Source organism: Ktedonobacter racemifer DSM 44963, from assembly GCF_000178855.1.
GTDB classification, from domain to species: Bacteria; Chloroflexota; Ktedonobacteria; order Ktedonobacterales; family Ktedonobacteraceae; genus Ktedonobacter; species Ktedonobacter racemifer.
In genome coordinates this window covers 169,591-193,273 of record NZ_ADVG01000005.1, presented here as the reverse complement: position 1 = coordinate 193,273, position 23,683 = coordinate 169,591, and the positions used below count along the sequence as shown (strand labels likewise).

The window sequence follows — 23,683 nt, the reverse complement described above, 5'->3', positions numbered from 1 at the left end:
CTAGTTACTGGAAACGTATCCCTGGGAGAGTCGAGGGAAAGGATTCATGGATAAACAGTATAGAAGAACATTTGAGTAAAACGGTAGAAGGAGTAGAAGACTACTATAGCTAAGGTAAGTCCTGCAGAGGTCGAGAGGTTACTCAAAGGAGTGGATTATCCTGCAAGCAAGAAGGATCTTATCAACCATGTGAAGCAGGAGTCAAAAGAGGTGCTGGACGCCCTCCAGCAGTTACCCGACGAAACCTTTCAAAGGCCAACTGATGTCAACAAAGCTATTGGAGAAATTAGCAGAGAATCTCGCTGATCTCTTGAGAGAAAAGGCCATGTGAAGGTCATAACATAGCTGCATTCTCCAACAGCACAACGCCGGGCTAGGTCTGAAGGAGCGGACCTAGCCTTTTATACGTTGCTTTCTTCACGCTGGAGCTGGATACCTGACTACTTGGAAACAAGAACCCAAATTAGTGCGCAAAGGGAAGAGTCCACAACAAAATGAGGTGATATACATGAAGGCAATTCGTATTCATGAAACCGGCGGGCCGGATGTCCTGCGGCTAGATGAGGTAGAGAAGCCCGGACCTTCAGCGGGACAGGTATTGATCAAAGTAGCGGCAGCAGGCGTGAACTATGCTGATATTATGCAGCGGGAAGGGACCTACCTGGAACCGACAAAGCCTCCCGCGACGTTGGGATTAGAGGTCGCGGGAACCGTAGAAGAACTTGGAGAGGGGGTGTCCTGGCCTCCAGTGGGAACGCGCGTGGCCGCCCTGGTAGAAGGCGGGTATGCCGAATATGTCCTGGCTGATCCCCACCTGATTATTCCCATACCTGAAACGCTGGATTTCGTCCACGCTGCGGCGTTCCCGTTACAGGGCGTGACCGCTTACCAACTGCTCCACGAGTGCGCGCACTTGCAGCCAGGTGAGAGCGTTCTGGTCCACGCGGCCGCTGGTGGCGTAGGCACGCTCGCTGTGCAACTGGCACACTTGATGGGAGCAGGAAACGTCATTGGGACTGCCAGCAGCGAAGATAAACTTGCGTTTGTCCGCAGCCTGGGGGCAAACGTCACCATCAATTACACGCAAGACACCTGGGTTGACCAGGTCCTGGCGGCAACAGGGGGAAAGGGAGCCGATATCATCTTAGAGATGGTCGGTGGAGACATTGGCCAAAAAAATCTGCGATGCCTGACTCCTTTCGGGCGGATGCCCATATATGGAGCTGCCAGCGGGAAGTGGACGCAATTCACAGGTGTGGAATTGATGTATAAAAATCAGACGGTGACGGGCTATTGGCTTATGGAATGGGTGAAGTGTCGTCCCGATAGTCTTGCCGCTGCCTCTAAGGCACTTATGCAATTTCTTGTAAGCGGGGATATAAAGATCATAGTGGGTCTTACCTACCCATTGGAGGAAGCCGCAAACGCTCACCGAGTGCTCGTCGAGCGCAAAACGAAGGGCAAGGTGGTGCTGACCGTTGAGCATCAGTGAGAATATTCTCATAGAGAAGGAGCAAATGCATCATCTTCTGCAGAAGATGATGCATTTGCTCCTCATACCTATCCTCTGAGTTCCTCAGCCTCATATTTCTCCAACTGGAGAGGACTTGATGCTGCTTGCTGGAGAAATGCGAAGAATTGGCGCAGGTGTGGTGTCTGCATATTACGCGATCACACAAGGGCCTTGAGAAGACCTCCCTGGCCAGTCAAGGAGGCATTTTCTTCCTCGCCCGATATACTAAAAAAGGAGAGAGGAACTTTGAGCTATGTGGACTCATTTGTCGAGACATAAAAAGGAAGAAACAATGGCTAAGGAACTTCAAGGGAAAAAGATTGCGTTTCTGGCTACTGATGGGGTCGAGCAAGTGGAACTGGTGACCCCATGGAATGCCATCAAAGAGGCAGGAGGGCAGCCGGAGTTAGTATCAATCAAAACTGGGCAGATCCAGGCAATGAACAACGATCTTCATCCGGCGGGAAGCTTCCAGGTAGATAAGATTGTCCCTGAGGCAAAGGCCTCGCAGTACGACGCGCTGGTACTACCTGGTGGGACGTGCAACCCTGACCGACTACGCCTCAGCAAGGAGGCCATGCAGTTTGTGCGCGATTTCTTTGCGGCCAATAAGCCAGTGGGGGCAATCTGTCATGGGCCGTGGTCTCTCGTGGAAACGGGCATCGTGGCCGGGCGTACACTCACCTCCTGGCCAAGTCTCGCGACGGACATTCGCAATGCTGGTGGCACGAGGGTGGATGAAGAGGTTCATGTGGAACAAGGACTCGTGACGAGCCGTCAACCTGCTGATCTGCCAGCTTTTTGCCGTGCGATCATTCAGGAGTTCGCACAGGCCAGCCTGCCACAGAGGTGAGCAGCGCTGCCCACATAGAAGCAGAGACACACGAGGAATGCATCAATAGTCGCCAGGTGTTTGAGAAATAACCACTGTGAGTATTGATTGGTTCCTGGGATTGGCCCATGTCATCAAACCGATATCCGCCAGATATGATGCACAACAGCGTGCGTTTTGTCTGGCACCTTTTCCTCACATGTCCATGCGAATCTTATGCAAGCTTTGGCATTTCGTGTAAGGGCCGGCTCAATAGCCGGGAGACTGCTCGGTTTTCTGTTGCGGGCAAAATCTTTAGGTTTTGCGTTCCTTCCAAAGAATCTTTATCCTTCCTTCAAAGAACTCGTAGTAGAATTCGAGCGGTAACTGCGTAATAATATCTTCCAGTTCTCCCTTTGACAAGGCGTCAGCTAGCACGCTTAGTACGGCGTGTGCATGCTCACGGGCTATTTCTGGTGGCACCTCTTCACGTATACTCATGCGCTGAAAGAACTCTTCAAGAGTCGTGATAGGCTTTGTGCTTGGGGGTGGCTGCTTTACGGGGCCAAGAGATGGTTGCTTCAAATAGACCGCGAGGCTTCGGGGTATTTGAGAAGCAATATCGTTGCGTTCCTTCCTGGGTAGACACTCCGCGAGCGTTTTGAGTGCAGCCAGTGTTGCGATCTCAGCTTCACCTTTTGAGGTCAGGTGAGCACGTTTTTGTACCTGGTCAATGAACTCGTCGTATTTCATAGCCTGATCCACCGTTATGAATTCCGTACTCTTGAGAGGCGCTCTAGTATTTTGACCACCTTCATGTGAAAAGGTTTTATGCCGCCTGCGGCGGAAGGGGAGAGGGAGTGCAGAGGGGCTGACGCTCCTCTGCACTCCCCACCTCTCCTTTCAATTCTGGCTGGTCGGACTATTAGTAGCGCTTCTCGGTTGTGTCTGTACGGCTGGAGAATGTATTGGGAAACGTTCACTCGATGAATAGACAGCTATAGACAAATGTGGTCATGTATGCTATAATCATGAGATGAAGTTGATCGATTATGCGAAACAACAAGGCATTAGCTACCGAACCGCCTGGAGGTGGTACAAGGCAGGCAAGATCGCCGGGCACCAAATGGATACGGGCACTATTCTGGTGACAGAACCAGTGCCCGTGAAAGAACGGCCTGCCCTTCCCAAAGTGGCGGTGTACACACGGGTGTCCTCAGCCGAAAACAAGTCAAACCTGGACAGCCAAGCGGAACGGTTGGTAGCCTACTGTACGGCGCGAGGCTATCAGGTGAGCAAGGTGGTCAAAGAAATCGGTTCTGGGGTCAATGACGATCGGCCCAAGTTTCTGGCGTTGCTGGCTGATCCAAGCATCGGGCGCATCGTGATTGAACACAAGGATCGTGGCACGCGCTTTGGCTTTCGCTACATCGAAACGTTGCTCAAAACCTCTGGGCGCGAGATTGAAGTGGTCAATCAAGCAGAGAGTGGCACCGAAGATTTGCTGGCTGACCTCACCAGCATCATTTATTCGTTCTGCGCTCGATTGTATGGGCAACGCCGGGCAAAGCGCAAAACGGAAAAAATTGTGCAAGAATTGGAGCAGGGAAGCGATGAAGAAGCGCAAGAAGCCCCCTAAGAAGGGTGAGCCGCGTACCATCACGCGTGCAATCACCCATATTGGATTAGAACGGGCGAATCCAGGCAAACTCGCTGCCCTGGACGAACTGGCCGAGGTCTATCTTGCGTTGATGCAGCAGTATGTGACTCTGTTTTGCGATGAGGAACTCCCCAACGGCTTTCGCGCTCCTTGCTTTCCGACCACTCTCTCTGAGCGATGGCAGCGCGTCGCGATCCAACAGGCGGCAGGCATCGCCAAGTCCTGGCGGACCAATCGCGCCAACGCCTATCAAGCGTATCTGGACGCGTTGGCTGAGTATCAGAAACAACGGGAAGAAGGCATGCTCAAAGCAGAAGCAAAGGAACCGCAATGGCGGGAGTGGAACATTCCGACGTTGCGCCAACCCTGCATTCAAGCCAATGTCAATGTGGTCCAATTGGAAGCAGCCACCGATTCGACCGTGGATTACTGGCTTAAGGTTTCGACCCTGACGTTCAGAAAGCAGCTCCTCATTCCGGTTGTGCTTGCTAACTACCACAACATACAGCTCACTGATCCTCACACGGGCAAGCGTCGGAAGATCAATAGTAGTGTGGCCCTTAATAAACGAGCGGGGGCGTGGTGGTTGACCCTGACCTATGACGAAGAAATCCTGCCAGAGACCACGAACGAAGCGCCGGTCATTGGCATTGACGTCGGTATCGCCAATTTCATCACCACCTCCGATGGCAAACAGTACGGCTCGTTCAATGGGCGGATGAAAGAACGGAATCGGCAGGATCGCGAAAAACGACGGCGCAAGGCGAAACTGCGAGCCTGCTTGAAAAAGAATGGCGTCCCCAAGGAGAAACTCCCCTCCACCACCAGTCGCACAGGACAGAGGCTCATCCGGCATATCAAGCAATCGATCAATCGAACCGTCAACCTCTGTTTTGAAGAACACGAAGGATGTCAGTTTGCCTACGAACAATTATCAGTGCCCTCGATGCGCTTCAAAGCCCGCGCCATGAACGCGTACCTGCGTGCCTCCAACCTCGCGCATATTCCAGCGCAACTTGAGTGGAATGCCACCAAACGCGGTGTCACCGCCACAAAGGTTAAGAGCGGCTATTCGTCGCAAGAGTGCCACGTGTGCCACTACGTAGACCGCAAAAATCGCCCCAATCAGCAGACGTTCTGTTGCCGGGTTTGCGGTCACACGGCCCACGCAGACACCAACGCCGCGCAGGTGCGCCGTTTCGGCGTACATTAAATTTCTTCCGTAGGAAGATGGGGTTGAGAGTGATAACCTCAAGGACATTCGGCCTACTTGGCGAGGAAACTCAAAGAGGAAAATAGCATGTCGGAAAAGCGGTTAAACGCGAAGGTATGTAGTGTGATGCACCGCGAGTCCTGTACGTATGGTGAAACCTAGACTGGATGAACCTCAGTTTCCAGTGGTCTAAGCGTTGGCTCATCGCAGCATACCTGTGGCGATGTCATTGGAATACACGCCTTTTTAGCGCGGGCGTGGAATACTCTCTCCAATGAACGACCAGTAATGAACTGGTTCAAGGAAACGAACGAGGCACCTAAACGTACTTAACGTTTGATGTGCGCAAATGCGGGATCGTCTACGGGTGCGAGCCTATGACGACGGAGCTTCCATAGTACTCAAACGATCAAGGTAATGCTTGATACAAGGGGAAGGGAAGCAGGGAGTATTGTCGCAGATGGAGCGGTGCGCGAGATGCGTTATGCCTACCTCCATGAAACGACAAGAAACCGGAGAGCCGGATGCGCGGAAATCGCGCACGTCCTGGTTCGGGAAGGGGCGGATGAAAACGTACCGCAAGGCAACGCGTCAGCCGCCTACTTCACAATATTGCGTCGCGGCTTGGCGACCGGGAGTTGCGTGCCTGCCAGGACCGGCACCAAATCAAAGCACTGCTCCTCTTGCGGCATGAGCAGTGGAAGCAAGAATTCCGGTTCCTCGTAGTGGAACCGCCCGTCCAGTTGGATCTTTGGGCGTGCTCAGAGATGTCAACGGACGTAGGTTAAGGCGAGTTGTGTAGGCAGGGAATACCTGTCCATACAATGAGCAACTATATAAATTCATTCGCTACAGAAACGTATGGCGTCGGTGTGCAAGTCAAGGCTCGATGTGAAAGGTTCTTCCATGCCCGTGAGGCTACAGGGGGTCGTCGCGACAAGGGACTGTTTTTATGATGCCGCAATTTTCGTGCGGCGCGAAGACACCCTCCATCTCTTGCATATAGTAAGTTCGGCTGTCTGTAGGTCATGAGTTTACTTTTGCGTGCAAAGAATGCTATAAGGCTGGTATGAATCCGAAAAACAAACTCGGGTTTATCGCAAACAAAAGAGAGTACTTGGCACGCTATGGGCTATTCCTCTGGGTGCCGTCTGTAGAGTGCAGTGTGCAAACGAATGTCTCATATCTCGCCGCTCAAGGAAAGGAACACGCCGCTGTCCCCTTTTGTGGGTATCACGATGCTGTAAAACAGAGGTATTTTGGTGAGGTTGGGCACATCTTATGCGACAATTTCTTGTGCTCCTGCAAAGGCGGCAATGATCTCTGCATCGCGAAGGGCCAATGTCATCGCCACATCTGGATACTGGTGGGTATAGTGGAGATTTTGTGCCTGGATAAATACCAGGAGGTAGATATATCTGGTTCCTTTCGAGTGATACACTCCCATGTCGCCGTGAGGACCAGCCCATTCAGCTAAGGCAACAATGGAATCGTCCCCAAACAATGCTCTGGCAAATTGCAGTGATTTACTCATAGTTCTTCCCTCCTTTTTTAGTATATCCAGCAAAGGCTAGTGTTCTGTTACCTTTCATCTGAAAGAGATGTCTGCCGCCTGCGGCGGCAGGGAAGTTGGATGCAGAGAGGCTGACTCCCCTCTGCACTCCCCACCTTTCCAATCAACTTTGACAGAGTACTAGAGCGTTTGGAGCAGTTGGGTGAGGAGGCATTAGTAGAAGTGAGCAAGCTCTTGCCTACAGCCGAAGGTTCTAGGAATTGCAACAATGCTTAACTATCAAAAAATCTTCTGTACGCATCGGCACATTACCTGACATAATTTGCTTTTCATAAAAAGATTTTTGCTGTGTCCTATCTAAAATGAAAGTTTGCCTTGGCTCTTGCCCGGGATCTCGTGTTTGCATAATTTTGTCCACAAAAAAGGCCGAGAGGACCACGTTTACTCAGTAGCGATTGTCTTTTAGCTACCTGACAGGCTAGGTACCTGTCAAGGGGAGGCTGCTTTATGCGCATGGAAGCCTCATTGCGACGGCATATGGAGCCTGTCTACTGCTTGCGGATAGTGATTTTGCCGCTACTTATTGCTCTGTTGGTTTTCTTGAATCCTCAGCGAGCCAGGGCTGCGTCTGCAAGCGACCTTCACGCCTGGACTATGTTCGGCTACAATGCATCTGAAGATCCAAAGGTGTGAGGTGATGCTTCAACTGATTCTACCGCGCTGGCTGACTGACCTCTTGCTGAGTTTCCGGTGCTTGAGATGAGACGACTCTGTATCCAAATAAATGTATGTCCGTTGAAAACGCTGGAGGCCTCACATTCCAGCATTTTCAACGTACTCTTTAGAAAAGATCTTTCTTTGTGTGTTTCTGGGGACTTTTGTACGTTCTCTATCTTTCTTGGCTCCTTTAAAGACGAGCTAGCCTCATGTAAAGGCATTTCAGTAAACTGGGCCTGTTATCTTCGTTAGAATGCGATCAATCACGGACTGCAATTGCGCTGGATTTGGACCAACGATGCGCTCGACGACGTTCCCTTTATGGAAGATGACCAGTGTGGGGATGGCTTGAATGCCCAGTGTCCTGGCTGCGTTGGGATGCTCGTCAATATTCATTCTGGCAAAGCGTAATTTTCCCTGATACTGATCGCTCAAGCGCTCAAAGACAGGAGCGATCGCACGGCAGGGACCACACCAGGGGGCCCAGAAATCGATAATGACGGGCTGATCGGGTTGGCTAATGAACTTCTGGAATGCCTGGTCACTCACAGTGAAAAGGTTGGAGTGTATGCTCACGAAATGTCCTCCTGTCTGAATAGTGTGTCCTTCTAACTACTATTGGCTCTGCTAGTATCTGTTCAGGACTCCGGCTCAACCAGTGGTAGGTGTTTGGTATATTTTCGTTGATGAGAGCAATAGGCCGTAGTACTCTAATATTTTGCAGGTTATCGTTTTCAAGTATCAAGGAGTCAGATACCCTACGGCTAAAGCCGAGGGCTTGTGTCTGAACTCCACCGCAACTCAGCATACCTTTTCAGGCGTGCTGCTTTGGCTTCATCGTCCGACACATCAGGTACAACTGACAATTGCCCCGTTCCTATCCAGTCTTGCCGGATAAGAAGCGTTCTCATTGCAATATTCCTAGCGCCAACTAGATCGGCATGGAGCATGTACTGACAATTCTTACAGACAAACATTAACCCATGGTTCGGGTGATTCTCTTTGCAGGTGTGCCCACATTTGGGGCAGGCCTGCGAGGTAGAGTTGGCATCCACCTTGATCGCCATACTTCGATGCATGAGGGCTTTATAGGCAATCATGCTATGCAACTCAGAAAAAGCCCATTTGGAGGAGGTACGATTGGCTTTTCGTTGTTTTGCACTGGCTTTTTTGCCTTTCCGTCGTTTGTTCCGCTCTCGAATGTCTGTCAGATTCTCCAGTCCAATCAAGCTTCGAGGGTGCTCTAGGACGATCCGCTTACTCACGACATGATTGGTATTCTGCTTCAACCGTCTCTCTCGTCCACTCATGGCAACCAGTTTCCTGGTCGCAGAACGAGTGCCTTTCTTTTGCAGACGCTTTCTCAGTCGTGCGTCGTGGTGTGATTTGGCAAGAGGAGAGATATCAGCATGGAAGGTGCACTTGCCTTGCATCGTCGCCGTGACAGCAAGGTATCGCATCCCTACATCCACGCCAACGACCTGCTTGTGCGTTTCTGGGGTAGGATCAGCCGTCTCCACTTCGAGGGAGACGAGGAGGTAAAACTGCTTCTTGGGCTTGTCATACCAAAGTTTCGATACACCAATCTCCGCTCCACGCTGGATCAAGGCCACGTGCTTATCATAGCCAGTATAGGCAACCTTGACACGTCCCTCAAGCGTGAGGATACTCACCTGCTGCTCTTTCTTGAACGTGTAATCCTTCTTATATTGGTAGGTCAGCGTGGGAGAGAGAAACGTAGGGGCTTTATCAAGCCCTTTGTACCGCTTTTTGGTCTTTTTTGCCTGAAGATGAGCAGCATTGTTCTTCGCCTTTGTCCAGAGAGCTTTATAGGTGGCTCCAACCTGGCGAGGAACAGAACAGGCCATTTGCGAGGGAAGGTGAAAACGGAGGCGAATCTCATCATACGTGCCATCTTGCAGACGAACAGCATTACTCATCTTGCCGTTCTCAAAGGCATATGTACTGACATAGTTGAGAGCATCACGATATGCCAGTTGCGTCTCACGTAATGCCTTGAATTGCTCGGGCGTTGTATTCAATTTGAGCTTCGCTGTTAATACCGTTTTCATGCCTTGAAGTATACCATAGTTTTCATCTACTTGTCAATAGAGAAGGAGCAGATGAAAGAATGTCTACGGTATATCTCACCCAAGCCACCTATAAAGGAACGCCGCATTCCTCCCCATGCCTGAAAGGGCAGGGGCATCCTGCGGCGGTTTCGGTGAACATCTTTCGTCGTGAAGTACCATAAGTGTGGTAGGTCTTCCTATTATAGGTGGTGCAGAAATGAATGGCACTGAGGAATGGTTACAGAAAGGTGTGCAGGGAGTGACAGCGAACAAGAAAGCGCCGGGCTATGCATATTCTCGCTATTGTGTTAGGGCTATTGTTATTGTCGATCATCTTGCTCGACAGCTTTGAAACGATGGTTCTCCCGCGTAGAGTCAAACGTAGAATCAAGCTGTCTCACTTGTGGCATAATGTGCTCTGGAAATGCTGGTCGCTGGGGGCGCGCGCAGTACGATCACGTGCTTGGCGCGAGGTGTATCTTAGTTATTTTGGACCGCTGTTGCTGTTATTGACATTGGCTCTCTGGGCCATTGGGTTGATCCTGGCGTTTGCTCTTATTCAATGGGGTTTCACTGATCCGCTTCGGGCGCCAGAGACGGCTACCACTTTTGGCACTTATATTTACTTGAGTGGTACCACCTTTTTTACATTAGGCCTGGGTGATGTCACTCCCTTTGGGACTTTAGCACGTATTTTAACAGTAGCGGAAGCAGGAATAGGGTTTGGCTTTCTGGCACTGATCATCGGGTATGTGCCCGTTGTGTACCAGGCCTTTTCGCGGCGCGAAGACCAGATTGCCCTGCTAGACGTGCATGCTGGCTCACCTCCTACAGCGGTGTCCAGAAGGATTGCGCTCCAGTGAGCGTTGCTGAATGATGTTCCGCCATCGTCTCCTCATCAGCATGGACAGATCGCGGTTCTGGTCGAGGGAGGGCAACGATCTCGGTCACTGATCGTTGCGTTCAACGTGCCTGAGAAGCACCTGGTGCGTTTGGACCGCCCATGCCGTTTGTGGATTGAGGCGCAATACCTGTTCGCAGGCATGAAGCGCTTCCTGAGAACGCCCGCTTTGCACCAGTAGCTTGCCTTGAGCGATGTATGCAGGCAAGTAGTCCGGATCGAGCTGGAGCGTCTGTTCAAACGCCCCGAGTGCTTCCTGGATGCGTCCAAGACGAAGCAGGGCAAGACCTTGGTAGTAATGAAGCATGGCATCGTCAGGATTGCGACGGAAGATCTGATCAAAGACGGCAAGCGCCTCGCAGTAGCGCTCGGCTTCGAAGAAGAGAGCCCCTTTCTCATAGAATAGCGAGAGATCTTCGGGTGTAAGATGGATAAGCTGACCGAAGATAATCAAAGCTTCTTCATACCGTCCCAACGCTTGCAACGCTTGACCTTTTTTGCGGTGAGCAAAGAGATTATCAGGTTGCAAGCGTAGCACCTGTTTAAAAGCTTCCAGGGCCTCTTCGTACCGATGGCGATCCAAGCTCCAGGGACGATGGGTGCCGTACGGATTGAGAACATGCCGATTGAGCGCATAAAACTGCTTGGACGCCCAGGCGGCCTCGTTCAGATCTGTTTCCTCTTCTTGCTTGCGCCGTGCTGCAAGGCGTCGTAACCCTTGAAGAAGGAGACTATGGCCACGGGCTCGTGCGATCCGGAGGGCCTCCCATTCGTTGGGTTCTGGTTCCTGCTGGTGCTCATCTTCTTGGGCCTCGTCCTCCTCGATCTCGTGTCCCGTTTTTTTCAGGTAGACTTTCCCGGCAACATATGCACTTCCTTCAAAATCTGGAAGCCATCTGGGGCGAAACCAGGTGGGGATATCTGCTAATCCCTTTGCTGGCTTTGAATGCGCGTGAATCAAAGGGAGAAGGTTTGCTGAAGCGTGGGATGCCAGGGTGTAGGCATCGTTTCCCTGCATGATGATCCAGGACAGAAAGTAGTGCCAGCTATCGTCTCCCCAGGTGTAATGCCGATTGAGCAGCAGTTGTCGCAGGGATTGGGATGGGAACAGATCGTTGGATAAGGAACGGAAGCGTTGGTCAAAGGCTCGAATCTGCTCAGGCGAAAGGGCATGCAGCCCATAAGCGAGCCGCTGCGTTTGCTCCTGTTGAGTTGTAGCTTGTCTGGTTTGCTCAATCACTGCCCAAAAGGGCTGTTCCTCCATCGGAAAAGGTGCGTTCATAGGCATTGCTCCTTGAAGGATATTCACCTTCCTGGTCGTTTTGGCTCTCTATTCTCTCTCCGTGTGCTCATTGCGGTAACTCACTCCGCCTTTCGTACTTCGCGGCTTCTGGTTCCCTTCTTGTTGCGCCATCCAGGAGCGTCGAAGGCGTAGGATAGCCACAATGCAGAAACCAGCCGAGCGCATCGGCAGGAGTAATGCGAGGCAATACCTCAATGATCGCGTCTTGGAGCGCCTCGCGCGTACGAGCGCCGACCCGTCGCAAGATCGTTTTCAATTTGGAAAACGCTCCCTCTATCGGGGAGAAATCAGGCGAGTAGGCAGGCAGAAACAGGAGTTGGCATCCTCGGGCTTCGATGGCCTCTTTGACCCGAGGCCCCAGGTGTATCGAGAGATTGTCCAGGATCACGATCTGGCCTTCGCGCAAGCTGGGAGCCAGGATTTGCTCGATGTAGGTCTCAAAGGCGGCGGCATCAGCTGCGCCATCCAGCAGCATCGATTCGCCCATGCCTTGCACCGACAACGAGGCAATTAATGTCAAATTCGCCCCGTAGTTGCGGGGAACCGTACCGATGGCCCGCTTTCCTTGCGGAGCATAGGCATACAGCGGCGTCATGTTGATCCGCGAACCCGTCTCATCCACGATGACCAGATCTTGGGTGGGCAACTGCTTGGCTTGCTCCTGCCAGACGGCGCGTTCCGCTTCATCCTGTTCGCTGGCTCTCAGAATCTTTTTTTTTCGCGTCCAGCCTAAAGCCATTCTGGCACGGCTGATGGAAGCGGGGCTGACCTTGGTGCCGGTCCTGGCTTCCCACATCTGGCAGTGCTGCTCTCGGGTCGCATCGGGGTTGGCCTCTAACTGGTCGAGCAAGCCAGCCTGCGAGGCCGCTCCTTTGATGCTGGGACGACCAGGGATTGGTTGGGGCAAGACATGCCCCCTCTCTCGTCGCGCTTTGAGATAGCGTTTGATGGTGGCGGTGGAAATGGCAAACATCTCTGCAACTTCGGCCTGCTTTTTTCCTTGGCCGATGGCTCGCAGCACGCGTTGACGTAGGTCTTGAGAATAGGCTTTCACGCAGACAGTGTATCATAGATCAACCCTTCTGGACACCGCTGTAATGCCCTTGAGTGGCTACGCCGTCAGCATGAGACACACGCTAGTGAGGAAGAGATGAGGCATATCCTACGAAACTGGGAACTATGGTGTGCTGATATTCTGGAGAGCCATTTCTCGTATCCAGCTCTGCTTCACTATCGCTCTCAGCACGAGCGGCAGTCCTGGCTAGCGGCATTAACCACGATGCTTGATCTCTGTTCACTGCTTCTGATCGGTCTCGATGGGCTTGATTTGCCCACGTCCCGCTTCCTTTTCGCCATTGCGCGCCACACGGCAGTGGACCTAGCACAGGTCTATCTGACATCGCCAAGAAAGCTAACCTCTGAGCGCCTCTCTTCCGAGGATTTTCTACACCTACGTGAAGATCTGGAAAAGCTGGGCCTGAATTTTCGCCGGGCGGATGCGGAACAGCAACTGGCCGAGATACGCAAGCTGTATGAGCCTTTTATCTGGAACCTGGCAGACTATCTGCATTTCGACCTTTCCCCCTGGTTGCCAGAAACTCATCCGGTTGATGATTGGCAGACAAGCGGCTGGGACCATTTCGCGGCCTGGTCCTCAACCAAAATGGAGGAGATTGTCCATCTTGTGCTAGAGCGCTATCGCAATTTGCCATAATCGGGAATATATCCAATCATAGTTGTTATGGGGATGCGGCAAGTCGGTGTGAACTGAGCATCGCCCGTTGCCATATGCTCAGTTTAAACCCACAACCTTCTAGCTAGCCAGACTAGAGAACCAGATTGCCCGTCAACTTGGCGAGATCCACCGCCTCTGCCATCCGTTGGTAGCCGGCATCATTGGGATGAATGTCATCTCCCGAATTCCAGCGAGGATCGAGCCTGGTTTCATCCTCTGGATGACTTAACGCTGCTGCAAAGTCAAAGACACCATCAAACCACTGATCTCCCTGCTCACGAAGCCAGCTATTTACGCTACGCCACTGTACCGCCTGCTCAGGTGTGTACGAACCGGGTAAGATCGTTGAACCAAAGATGCGCAGATGATGTGTTCGCGCCAGTGTGGCAAGCTGTTGTATGCCATCGATAATTGTGCTTGCTTGCGCATTATTGTGCAGATCGTTGATCCCAATCTGGACAATCACATCTGTTACGGCTGCCTGACCCAGCACATCCCAGGCAAAGCGCTGCACTGTCGCCTTACCTGTGGCGGAAAACCGTGTGGCTAGCAACTCATTCCAACTGATGCCAGCATTGAGGACTGACAGAAAGCCTGCTTTCCCGCGGGCTGCAAGCCGATGAGCCAGGTAATCTGGATACCGCCTGTTCGTATCAACGGTGGAGAAAGCACTATCTGTCGCCGAATCGCCCAGCGCGACAACTACGTTGGTTGGCTGCTCTGGCAGGACCTCTACGCTGGTCAGTGCCCACCAGGCTGTGGTCATCAGTGGATAGGCAGGGAAGAGGTTCTCAGCCGCTGGAAGGGTGCTGGCGTTTCTGGCACCAGGAGTTGACACATAAGAGGTCTGTGAGGCGATGAGGTGCCCGGTAGTAATGTCCCGTCCCCCTCTGCCACCACAAAGCTGATCACGAGATTATTGAACGCTTAAATCGGGTTCTGCCAAAAATAAAAATTTCCTATTGTTATGTTACCTTTGGTCTTTCCACATTGTGTTATCCATAAAAGATACGCTTAATTGCACAATTAGTTATATTCTGTACAGTCGTATATTTTGTTGACCTGTGTGGAATACGCTGAAAAATACACGGGCGGTTTTTTGATGCCCGCGTATGTATTTCCTGATTTCGTGTCTCTTTATCGTGTAAGCGCCCTTCTTCTCATCGAGGAAATGAGTTACATCGTAGTCACTGACATGTACAAACGCACACCCGTGTGCTTGGGGGAATATGATGAAAGCAGTTGTCTACAACGGACCGCGTAGCGTTAGTATTCAAGATGTGCCAGATCCAAAAATCGAGCGCCCGACCGATGCGTTGGTAAAGGTTACCACTACCAACATTTGTGGTTCCGATTTGCACATGTACGAAGGTCGCACTGACTTCGAAAAGGGCCGAGTCTTCGGCCATGAGAATCTTGGCGAAGTTGTTGAGATTGGAAATGCTGTTGACAGGATCAAGGTTGGCGACATGGTCTGCCTTCCCTTTAACGTTAGTTGTGGCTTCTGTCGCAATTGTGAGAAGGGCTTGACTGCTTTCTGCCTCACGACCAATCCAGATCCAAAGATGGCTGGTGCAGCATATGGCTTTGCTGATATGGGACCATACCAGGGCGGGCAGGCACAATACCTCCGAGTCCCTTATGCCGATTTTAACTGCCTACGGTTGCCAGAGGACGCTCGTGAGAAGCAGGACGATTACGTCATGGTTGCTGACATCTTTCCGACTGGTTGGCATGCAACGCAGCTAGCCTGTGTGCAACCGGGCGATACCGTCGTCATCTATGGCTCAGGCCCGGTGGGATTAATGGCAGCCTACTCTGCGACGCTCAAGGAGGCGAGCAAGGTCATGGTTGTCGATTTCCACCCGGACCGACTCAAGCTTGCCGAGTCCATTGGGGCCATCCCAATTGATTTTTCAAAGGAAGATCCCATCGAGCGTGTCCTGCAACTTACGAATGGGAGGGGTGCAGATCGAGGCTGTGAGTGCGTGGGCTATCAGGCACATGATCCTCAGGGTCGTGAGCATCCCAACATGACCATGAATAACCTGGTGCGTTCAGTAAAGTTCACCGGAGGGATTGGGGTCGTTGGCGTCTATGTTCCTAACGATCCAGCTCCACAAGATCCCCTCTACAAGCAAGGCGAGATTGCCTTCGATTGGGGTCTCCTGTGGTTTAAGGGTCAGAGTATCGGCACAGGACAGTGCAATGTGAAGGACTACAATCGTCACCTGCGCGACCTCATTCACCTGGGGAAGGCGAAGCCATCGTTTATCGTCTCGCACAGGTTGCCCTTAGAGCAAGCCCCCGACGCGTATCAACACTTTGATGCGCGCGATAATGGTTGGACCAAAGTCGTGCTTAAGCCCGCGGCATAATCTATGCCTGTTGGCTACCCCTGGAACCAAGCACCGCTCTTCATCAAATGAGGGTACACACGGTTCGAGGGGTAGCCTCGAGGGTGTATTTTGCAACCCTGGGTTTGCGAGGTTGAACGACGTCAGTCAGATTGAGCAGTCAGTGCTTTGGGGTCCTGTTCCGCCAACACTTCAAAATACTCAACCGTCCGGTGTAAGGCTCTCAGATGAGCTTTCACGATGTCCATAAAGAGGTGGTAATCTTGCGGGCTTGTTTGTATTGCAGCCAGGTCTATACTTAGTTTGATGGTTTCAATTTGTTGATGCAAACTCGCAAATTTCACTCCGTCATTAGGTTCTGTCAGAACTGAGTGCATAAAAGTCCACAGAAAGAGGTGGCAGTCTTTCAACTCATCATCCATTGAGCTAGGAAGCCATCAGGAGCAGGAGTCGCAGGACTGCAAGTTTTTCGCAAAACAACCATCGTTGCTCCGGAAGAGACAGGGTTTCTCTCATGAGAGAACGTGGGCGAAAAGAGTTGCGTAATTCATCAAAAGCATGACAAAAACGTGCCGCTGAGGCGAAATTCCCAAATCCACGCATTGGATAGTAGCGTTGTTTTATTCCTCGATGGTCTTGCTCCAAACGATTGTTGAGGTATTTATTGGTTCGATGCTGTACACCACTCCCAAGTACCTCACGTACGGCTCGTGGATAAGAAGCATGACCGTCAGTTGTCACTTGTTCTGGGGTGTGGCCAACCACAGCGAGAGCCTGTTTGAAAAACTGCTGGGCGGCTTCCATATCGCGTTTCTCGCTCAAGCGAGAATCAAGCAGGTTGCCCTCAGCATCAATGGCGCGATAGAAGTAGCACCACTTTCCATGAACTTTGATAGACGTCTCATCCACATACCAGGATCTTCCTGCCTGTTCCCATCGTTTTCTCCGCAGTTAGTCTGCCACCAGAGGTGCAAACCGTGCTTCCCAGTCCCGAACGGTTCCATGGGTGAGCACGATGCCCCGCTCCAGAAACATTTCAGCGAGATCCCGCAGGCTCAACTTGTAGCGAAGCCCCCACAGGACAACCAGCAGAACCACATCAGTGGGATATTCTAGGAAATTGAACGGCGTTCAATGTAGCATTAACTCACACCTACCTTGCAGCGTCACATGTTATGTCACTGCATACATTGCAAACGATCCACGCGCCTCAACTTCAGGAAGAGGGAGGCTATTTCTTCTCCCCAGGTGGAAAGAAGCCTCGGTGAGCTTCTTGAGGAGTCGGAGACAAACGACTGAACTGGCAGGGCTCTTGTGAATCATGAGCTCACCGATGAGGTTGTGGGTTGGCTTGGGATAACGCCATAGGCAACATTCCAGTGGCTGGCCTGTTTCCCAAATATGCTACACTTTATGTGGAGCTGGGGAGTGAAACAAAAAAGGGCTACACCTGTCTAGAAGGGCACATCGTGCTTACTTTGCTACTTTAACATCGCCCCTGAGAAAAAGACATTTCCCTGATGCTTGCCGCAAACAGAGAGCGCTTTTTCTTGGAGTATTTTGAAAGGTCGCCGGAAATGACAGCGCAGGAGAAAACGCAACATCTCACCTACCTGTCTCTTTTGCCGTGCCTCTAGGCGACGGTCAAACATTCTTTGGCTCGCATTCCATGCTCTCGTTCTGATACTCCTGGTCAGATGTGTGGAATCGCGCGCCGCATTGGCTATAATGGTTCAAGACCTGATGATCTTGCCCTATTCCGACTGAAAATTGATGTCCAACCGCAAGGGAAAAGACGCCGTTCAGTAGTAGTAGATGGGTATTTTGTTCTTGATCATGGCGTTTTCTCCTCATTTTTGTCCACAGAGCAAGGATAGACTTGCTTTTTCTTCCAGTCTTCTTCTACTCTATTGTAGAGTATTGTACATCAACAATCATCCTCGTGATGCACCTGAATCCAGGTTAGTTTTATTGGTGAGCCTGTTCAAACTCAATGACGAGCTTTGAGCAGGCTCATTGTTGTTCTCTTGAAACTGCTCATGGATGTTTGTCTTTTTTCTTCTACTACCTGATAGAATCAGCCAGCCATCTTTTGCAGGAAGTAAAGACGTGTTCGTCGAGAGTTAGAACCACCCCCAATGATTGCTGCTCACATTCACCCCGGCACAGGCAGAGATGCACAACGTGCACTGACCAATTTCTGCAAATGGTTATCTTGTACATCGTGAGATACGCCTTCAATAAGGGCAAGTTGGCCATGTGGGCCATGTGGCAAGAGACGTTGCACCTCCTCTGCCCAGTGTTGAGCTGGGTGTGAGAGAAGGCTATAGCTGCAATTTTTCGAGATGGTTTTGGTACGTTCTTTATACGATGCTGATCTGCTTTTTGTCTGGTGTTGGTCTAGAGGTGATATGCTGCTCAAGGCAGGTGGTTGTACATAAGCGCTCGAAGGAGCCATCGTTCAAATCCCACGGGTGCTCTTTGATCGCCTCGTGGATACACTCGCTTTTGCTGCTTAGTGCAAACATAGTGTTTGAAACATTTGGATAAAGCCTCCCTCAGAATACGACCGAAAATAGTGAAAATTTTTCCATTTCTTCTGTTGATAAACCTACTTTTGCAGTAGTGAGAAGGCTGATCAAATGGAGAGAGAGAAAACAACTCATCCACAGAACATGCTCCAAATTTCACCAATTTCATATCACAATGGACATTAGTCGGGCAGATGGAACGGGATGGTTGTGACGACAATCTTCGGCAGAGGTCGGAGTGCATGCCTCAGTTGTGACGCAGTCTGACCGTGCAGGATGCGGTGCCACCAGTGCCGGACGACGATCTCCGGAAGGATCACCGTCACCGTGAGGTCGGGGCGTTGCCAATGTAACACCTCGATGTATTTGACTATCGGCGCAACAATCGCGCGGTAGGGAGAGACGATAACCGCGAGCGGCAGATGGTCCCCCCAGAGGTGCCAGTAATCGCGAAAGCGTTTAGCATCCTCCTCCGTGGAACTGAGGTGCAGTACGAGCACGGGCTGTTGGAGCGAGGCCGCATACGCCAGGGCGCGCATACTGGCGCGGTCCAGCGAGGCAACTAGTACGATCACCAGGTGGTGGATCTCCTCGGGCGTTTCCTCCGCTTCGGCCAGGCCTGCCTCCACGCCTGAGACGAGCGCAGGTAGGCGCTGTGGCTGTGGCACTTCAATCACCCCTGCCTGCAGCGCGAGCGCCTGAGCGGCCAGGTCGTAGTGGCGTCGAATGCGCATCGCGACCAGGATGAACAGCCCGATAGTGAGCAGGGCTACCCAAGCGCCTTCGGTGAACTTCGTGAGTCCAGCGGTGAGGAAAACAATCGCCGAGAGCAGGCACCCGATGGCGTTGAAGAACAGGCTCCGGCGCCAGTGGGCGTCGCGCAGGCGCCACCAGTGGACCACCATGCCGGCCTGCGACAGCGTGAAGGCCAGGAAGACGCCGACGGCGTACAACGGGATGAGAAGGTCGGTCTTGCCGCCGAAAACGACGTATATGACTGTCGCTATGACCGAGAGCAGGATAATCCCATTGCTGAAAGCCAGCCGATCGCCCATGCGCAGAAAGGTCCGTGGCGCGTACCGGTCGCGTGCCAGCAGGAACAGCACGCGCGGGAAGTCATTGTAGGCGGTGTTGGCCGCCATTAGCAGGATTGCCGCCGTTGCCGCTTGCGTGAAGGCGTACATGAATCCCGAGTCGAAACTGCGATGGGCAAGTTGCGAGAGGATCGTCTCATGCGCGTTTGGCACGACACCGTAAAGATGAATCAGCGTGATCGTGCCAACAAACAGCGCGATCAACAAGCCGACCATCCACGTCAATGTCGTGCGGGCATTGCGCCACTCGACGGGCTGGAACGCCGGAACTGCGTTGGAGATCGCCTCGATGCCCGTCATGGCCGTTGATCCCGAGGCAAAGGCGCGCAGGAGTAAGAGGACGCTGACCGCCTCCATCGCGGGGAGTGGTGGTGGCGGAATCGGGTGGAAGCCGCGGCCAGCGGCCTGGGAGAGACCGACAATGACGAGCGTGAAGATAGCGAAGATGAAGGCGTAGGTCGGTGCGGCAAATATCACACCCGCCTGGCGCACGCCGCGCAGATTTCCGGCGAGCAACACGACGATCACACCAACTCCGAGCGGGACGATGGCTTGAGCGAGTGATGGGATCGCCGAGGTGATTGCCGCGATTCCCGAGGAGACCGATACGGCGACGGTCAGGATGTAGTCGGTCAACAGGCCGGCGGCGGCTACCAGCCCTGGCACGTGGCCAAGGTTGTCGCTGGCGACGATGTACGACCCACCGCCGTGGGGGTAGGCGCGGATCGTCTGGCGATAGGAGAGACCAACAGTGAGCATCAAGAACGCAATCACGGCAGCGATCGGCGGCGTATAGGTGAGGGCGGCGCTGCCGCCGAGAACGAGGATCGCTAGTATGGCCTCTGGTCCGTAAGCGACCGATGAGAGCGCGTCGGCGGAGAGCACCGCCAGTGCCACAAGCTTGCGCATGCGCTCGTGGACAATTGCGCTGCTCTTGAGCGGGGCGCCGAGCACGATACGCTTTAGATAATAGCCGATGCGACCGAGCAGCGATGGTGGTACCTCGGCTGCGCTCGTCGCCTCTACTGTGGGGGGCTCACTTTGCAGAAAAACGCGCACGAAGCGCCCAAAGCGCGTTGGCCGGATTTCCGCGTGATCGGGATAGGTGCCAAGACTGGGGTCTACAGGCAGCGCGTCTCTCCACACCTCAGGGTTACCACTGAACCGTCTCCACTCATTGCCAACGCGACGCAAGACACTGATATTGCGTTCATCGAGGGTCGGCAGTCGTTCCGAGGGGGTCGGTGCGCTGGTGTCCTGCTCGCGCTGATGTTGATCCTGCTCCCCGCGCCCGTCGCTCCCATCATTGGTGCCAGACTGAAAAGAGTCGTTTGTATGCTTCTTTCCCATCAATTTTAATCCTTCTTCTGCCAAACTGCTGGGTGCAACGAACCAATTTTCGCAAAAATCGCACGCTTGTTTGTGTTTATTTCCAGCGCCATGATACTACATGGCAGAGAGAAAATATAAAACGAGCAATATACATAGTATCGTACTTTGCTGGCGATTTTTCAGAGGAGCCCTCACCAGATCTACCAATCCGTTGCACCTAAAAATCGTGAATGGCTTTATACCATGTATATGATACCAAATCTTATAATATGCTATATTTATATAAATACGCGTATGCATATTGAAGACATGTATCCGGAGACACGATTGAAGAGCGCTATCGCAAGGCCAAAGAAGGGGTACACCAAAAACGAGATAGGAAAAACGTTCCTATGAAACTTGATCAAGACATGGTTTGCACATACCGTTAGTAATGCTTGCGATAAAAATGAAAGTTTGTAGGTTCCTTCTGTTACTGAAGGATCAAAGAGAGAGTGATGAACCCATTTGTTCTTCGTGTAACGTAACTGGTAAAATAGACAGTAAAAGAAGAGAGGGAATATTCATGTAAATGTACAGCACCACTTGGAAAATTTAAGCGCAGTATAAATATTTTAAGGAGTTGAGATTGCTATGGAAGTATTTATCCGTGAAATTGAAAAAAAAGACTACCCTGCGGTTTTGTCTTTGTGGAATGATGAGATTGGCAATAAATGGGTGACTGCTCAAAACATCGCTCCGCATTATGACAGAGTAAAAAACGATGATAATTACAAAACATTTGTAGCTGTAATTGATAATGATGTTGTTGGATTTGTTGCTTCCGTACAAACTTATGCAATAGGCTTTGAGGAACAACAGATGCAAATTACTGGTATTGCAGTTAAAAGCGATAAAAACAATAAAGGCATTGGAACAAAGTTGATTCAGTTTATCGAGAAATACGCACAAGATAAAGGCATAGTAAATATTTACTTATGTTGTGGTGTACAGCGTATAAATGCGCATGCTTTTTATAAGCGTAATGGTTATGACAATCATTCATGGTGTTTTGGTAAAAAACTTTAATTTCCATCAATTAATGTCGATTGTCGAATAACTTTTCCGGTTTGACGCATAAATTGGATCTGGCACACTTTTGGTGATGCGCATTTGTTTATCAGAATCTGATGATTTTGCATGTAAAATGGTCCTTTCAGTTGTGCTTAAAGAGCATGAAGCACGCGCTGACGCAACAAGGGAAATTCAGCTCTGCCGTACCCCATCCTTTTGATCAGCTTGAGCTTGTTCACTTTTCCCTCAACCAATCCGTTGTTTTGGGGAAGGGTCAGTCCTGCCACCACTGCTGCCTTGTCTCGCTCAACCCCAACCACAAAGCTCTGTAATTCGCAGATCTGGCTGGCTCGGACTTTCTCCAGCCAATCATCAAGCTTTTCTCCTTCACGGTGATGCAGTATCTGCCGAAATTCCTGGACAAGTTGGTAGATCGTCCTGGCTGTTTCACTGGCTTGACATACGGCAGCTAAGGTTACTTGCTCCGTCTGATCCAGATCAGATGGATTGCGAACAAAGAGCCAAACGGCCTCCGTTGCCGAAAAATCTTGGACAGGTGTTTGAGGAGCCTCAACGGTTTGAGCAAGCGGCAATTGCGCTCGCAGGGGCAGGAGAAATCGATGGACCTGTCGTTCAGTTCCTGTGTACCCCTTTTCTTTGATCTCTCGGTAGAGCTGCGAACCATTCTTGCATCCTTCTTTCCACCGTTTGAGCACATAGGAAGCATAGGGATCAAACTTGCTCTGCCGTTTTCGCCGCCGCTTCGCTTCGGGAAATGTTCCCGCTTTGAGCCACTTTTGAATGGTTCGTGTGCTCAAACCCACACGACGAGCGATCTCTGCCTGCTCGAAGCCCTGCACGTGAAGGGCAACCACTTGTTGATAGCGATCATAGCGCTGCGCGCGCCGTGTTAAACGAGCACGTTCAGTGCAGGGGTCTGGTGTGGGTTTCCAGGTTTTCATGGGAAACGCCTTGGTACTCTCTACGAGTGCTTGCCGCGCTTCTGGAGAGACTTCCTGACATGAAGCTGCCTCAGCATTTTTGCGGATCTCGGCACGACAACGAGCTAATGACAACTCAACTGCTTCTGTCAGATTTTTGTAGATATGAAAACGATCGGCAACCTGTGTCGCCTGTGGAGCACCTTCACGCGCTCCTGCCGCATAATCTCCCCCTCGATCACGGCTCACGAGATCGATTTCTGGATGCAAAATCATCCAAGCTTTTGCTGTTTCTGCCTTGCGATCAGGCAAGAGGTCAAGCACCTTGTGGCTTTGCATGTCTACCAGGATCGTGCCAAACTTTCTCCCACGACGGAAAGCAAAATCATCTATTCCCAGCTCCGACACCGGTCCGACCGGCTCTGTAGGCAGCGCCATGATGCGTCGGAGAATGGTCTGGCGCGTGGTCTGTATCCCTAAGCGATCCGTCACTCGGATGCCCAGTCTACCGCCAGTAGCCAAGCCAAGGATCTGCACGATCTGATACAGACGCTGCGTCACACGTGCCCACGGCTGGACGAAAGGCGTGAGGCGCTCCATAAAGATTTTTCGAGCGCAGTCGGGCACCTGGCAAAAGCACTTGCGCACTTGCACCAGGAGACGTACTTGTTGTCCGCTACAGGGCAGGTCCGTGATCTGGCGCGTATAGCGGCTATGTACCCGCAGCGCAGGTGTGCTGCAGAGTGGGCAACAAGGGTGTACTTGTGTGGACACCGCCGTGATGGTAAGCACTTCGTCAATCATCTCGATATCGGTTACTTCTAATCCCTCCGGGAGAGCAAGCACTGGCTTCACTTTCATCTTCACTAGATCCTTCTACAAAAGTATTTTATTCATGTAGAACGATCTTTCGATGGATGAAGAGCAGCAAGCATCA

Annotated in this window: 20 protein-coding genes and 1 pseudogene; 10 read left to right on the top strand and 11 right to left on the bottom strand. The window is 51.7% G+C overall.

Features of this window, described 5'->3' with window-relative positions:
* The first annotated feature begins 105 nt into the window (after positions 1 to 105).
* From KRAC_RS77745 to KRAC_RS54930, 3 genes are all read left to right on the top strand, one after another.
* The gene (locus tag KRAC_RS77745; RefSeq protein ID WP_007921976.1) at positions 106 to 306 is read left to right on the top strand and encodes a DUF2795 domain-containing protein; all 201 of its coding nucleotides are present in this window, start codon (positions 106 to 108) and stop codon (positions 304 to 306) included.
* Positions 307 to 508: 202 nt separating this feature from the next.
* The gene (locus tag KRAC_RS54935) at positions 509 to 1,492 is read left to right on the top strand and encodes a quinone oxidoreductase family protein (protein WP_007921974.1); all 984 of its coding nucleotides are present in this window, start codon (positions 509 to 511) and stop codon (positions 1,490 to 1,492) included.
* Between the two features lie 313 nt (positions 1,493 to 1,805).
* Positions 1,806 to 2,366 carry a type 1 glutamine amidotransferase domain-containing protein gene (locus tag KRAC_RS54930; RefSeq protein ID WP_007921972.1) on the top strand — a complete coding sequence of 187 codons (561 nt, stop codon included), beginning with the start codon at positions 1,806 to 1,808 and terminating at the stop codon, positions 2,364 to 2,366.
* Between the two features lie 273 nt (positions 2,367 to 2,639).
* Here KRAC_RS54930 and KRAC_RS54925 read toward each other — a convergent pair whose 3' ends face one another.
* Positions 2,640 to 3,077 (bottom strand): DUF2267 domain-containing protein, encoded by a 438-nt coding sequence (locus KRAC_RS54925; protein ID WP_040448673.1) that lies wholly within the window; start codon positions 3,075 to 3,077, stop codon positions 2,640 to 2,642.
* A gap of 283 nt (positions 3,078 to 3,360) precedes the next feature.
* Between KRAC_RS54925 and KRAC_RS54920 the strand changes: the two genes are divergently transcribed.
* Positions 3,361 to 3,963, top strand: coding sequence for an IS607 family transposase (locus KRAC_RS54920; RefSeq protein ID WP_007921968.1), 603 nt, complete (start codon positions 3,361 to 3,363; stop codon positions 3,961 to 3,963).
* Complete coding sequence (locus KRAC_RS54915; RefSeq protein WP_007921967.1) at positions 3,938 to 5,197, top strand: zinc ribbon domain-containing protein; 1,260 nt, start codon at positions 3,938 to 3,940, stop codon at positions 5,195 to 5,197. The genes KRAC_RS54920 and KRAC_RS54915 overlap by 26 nt, the downstream gene beginning before the upstream one ends.
* Positions 5,198 to 6,476: 1,279 nt before the next feature.
* On the opposite strand, the gene KRAC_RS54910 is transcribed toward KRAC_RS54915, so the two are convergent.
* From KRAC_RS54910 to KRAC_RS54900, 3 genes are all read right to left on the bottom strand, one after another.
* Positions 6,477 to 6,731: a hypothetical protein gene (locus KRAC_RS54910; protein WP_007921965.1), complete on the bottom strand. Its 255-nt coding sequence runs from the start codon at positions 6,729 to 6,731 to the stop codon at positions 6,477 to 6,479.
* 918 nt (positions 6,732 to 7,649) lie between these two features.
* Positions 7,650 to 8,003: a thioredoxin gene (gene trxA, locus KRAC_RS54905; protein ID WP_007921963.1), complete on the bottom strand. Its 354-nt coding sequence runs from the start codon at positions 8,001 to 8,003 to the stop codon at positions 7,650 to 7,652.
* Between the two features lie 188 nt (positions 8,004 to 8,191).
* Entirely contained in the window at positions 8,192 to 9,499 is a 1,308-nt protein-coding gene (locus KRAC_RS54900) for an RNA-guided endonuclease InsQ/TnpB family protein (protein WP_007921962.1), read from the bottom strand.
* A gap of 59 nt (positions 9,500 to 9,558) precedes the next feature.
* Here KRAC_RS54900 and KRAC_RS78900 point away from each other — a divergent pair, with 59 nt between their 5' ends.
* On the top strand, positions 9,559 to 9,681 hold the full coding sequence (locus KRAC_RS78900) for a hypothetical protein (RefSeq protein WP_007921961.1): 123 nt from the start codon (positions 9,559 to 9,561) through the stop codon (positions 9,679 to 9,681).
* Positions 9,682 to 9,786: 105 nt separating this feature from the next.
* Positions 9,787 to 10,362 carry a potassium channel family protein gene (locus KRAC_RS54895; RefSeq protein ID WP_007921960.1) on the top strand — a complete coding sequence of 192 codons (576 nt, stop codon included), beginning with the start codon at positions 9,787 to 9,789 and terminating at the stop codon, positions 10,360 to 10,362.
* 84 nt (positions 10,363 to 10,446) lie between these two features.
* Here the strand turns inward: KRAC_RS54895 and KRAC_RS54890 are convergent, their stop codons facing one another.
* Positions 10,447 to 11,682: a tetratricopeptide repeat protein gene (locus tag KRAC_RS54890; protein ID WP_007906650.1), complete on the bottom strand. Its 1,236-nt coding sequence runs from the start codon at positions 11,680 to 11,682 to the stop codon at positions 10,447 to 10,449.
* 67 nt (positions 11,683 to 11,749) lie between these two features.
* Entirely contained in the window at positions 11,750 to 12,757 is a 1,008-nt protein-coding gene (locus KRAC_RS54885; RefSeq protein WP_052569382.1) for an IS630 family transposase, read from the bottom strand.
* 96 nt (positions 12,758 to 12,853) lie between these two features.
* Here KRAC_RS54885 and KRAC_RS54880 point away from each other — a divergent pair, with 96 nt between their 5' ends.
* Complete coding sequence (locus tag KRAC_RS54880) at positions 12,854 to 13,417, top strand: hypothetical protein (protein ID WP_007921956.1); 564 nt, start codon at positions 12,854 to 12,856, stop codon at positions 13,415 to 13,417.
* Between the two features lie 112 nt (positions 13,418 to 13,529).
* Here the strand turns inward: KRAC_RS54880 and KRAC_RS54875 are convergent, their stop codons facing one another.
* Positions 13,530 to 14,276 carry a GDSL-type esterase/lipase family protein gene (locus KRAC_RS54875; protein ID WP_007921954.1) on the bottom strand — a complete coding sequence of 249 codons (747 nt, stop codon included), beginning with the start codon at positions 14,274 to 14,276 and terminating at the stop codon, positions 13,530 to 13,532.
* Between the two features lie 394 nt (positions 14,277 to 14,670).
* Between KRAC_RS54875 and KRAC_RS54870 the strand changes: the two genes are divergently transcribed.
* Positions 14,671 to 15,816, top strand: coding sequence for a glutathione-independent formaldehyde dehydrogenase (locus tag KRAC_RS54870; protein ID WP_007921952.1), 1,146 nt, complete (start codon positions 14,671 to 14,673; stop codon positions 15,814 to 15,816).
* A 122-nt stretch (positions 15,817 to 15,938) separates the two neighbouring features.
* On the opposite strand, the gene KRAC_RS54865 is transcribed toward KRAC_RS54870, so the two are convergent.
* From KRAC_RS54865 to KRAC_RS54850, 3 genes and pseudogenes are all read right to left on the bottom strand, one after another.
* On the bottom strand, positions 15,939 to 16,217 hold the full coding sequence (locus KRAC_RS54865; protein ID WP_007921950.1) for a hypothetical protein: 279 nt from the start codon (positions 16,215 to 16,217) through the stop codon (positions 15,939 to 15,941).
* Between the two features lie 4 nt (positions 16,218 to 16,221).
* Positions 16,222 to 16,926 (bottom strand): annotated as a pseudogene (locus KRAC_RS54860) (IS6 family transposase); the annotation flags it as partial.
* Between the two features lie 1,582 nt (positions 16,927 to 18,508).
* The gene (locus KRAC_RS54850) at positions 18,509 to 20,770 is read right to left on the bottom strand and encodes an APC family permease (RefSeq protein ID WP_007921947.1); all 2,262 of its coding nucleotides are present in this window, start codon (positions 20,768 to 20,770) and stop codon (positions 18,509 to 18,511) included.
* 615 nt (positions 20,771 to 21,385) lie between these two features.
* On the opposite strand from KRAC_RS54850, the gene KRAC_RS54845 reads away from it, so the two are divergent.
* A complete protein-coding gene (locus KRAC_RS54845) occupies positions 21,386 to 21,820 on the top strand; it encodes a GNAT family N-acetyltransferase (protein WP_007921938.1) in 435 nt (144 codons plus the stop codon).
* Between the two features lie 137 nt (positions 21,821 to 21,957).
* Here KRAC_RS54845 and KRAC_RS54840 read toward each other — a convergent pair whose 3' ends face one another.
* On the bottom strand, positions 21,958 to 23,607 hold the full coding sequence (locus KRAC_RS54840) for an ISL3 family transposase (protein ID WP_007921934.1): 1,650 nt from the start codon (positions 23,605 to 23,607) through the stop codon (positions 21,958 to 21,960).
* Positions 23,608 to 23,683: the final 76 nt, after the last annotated feature.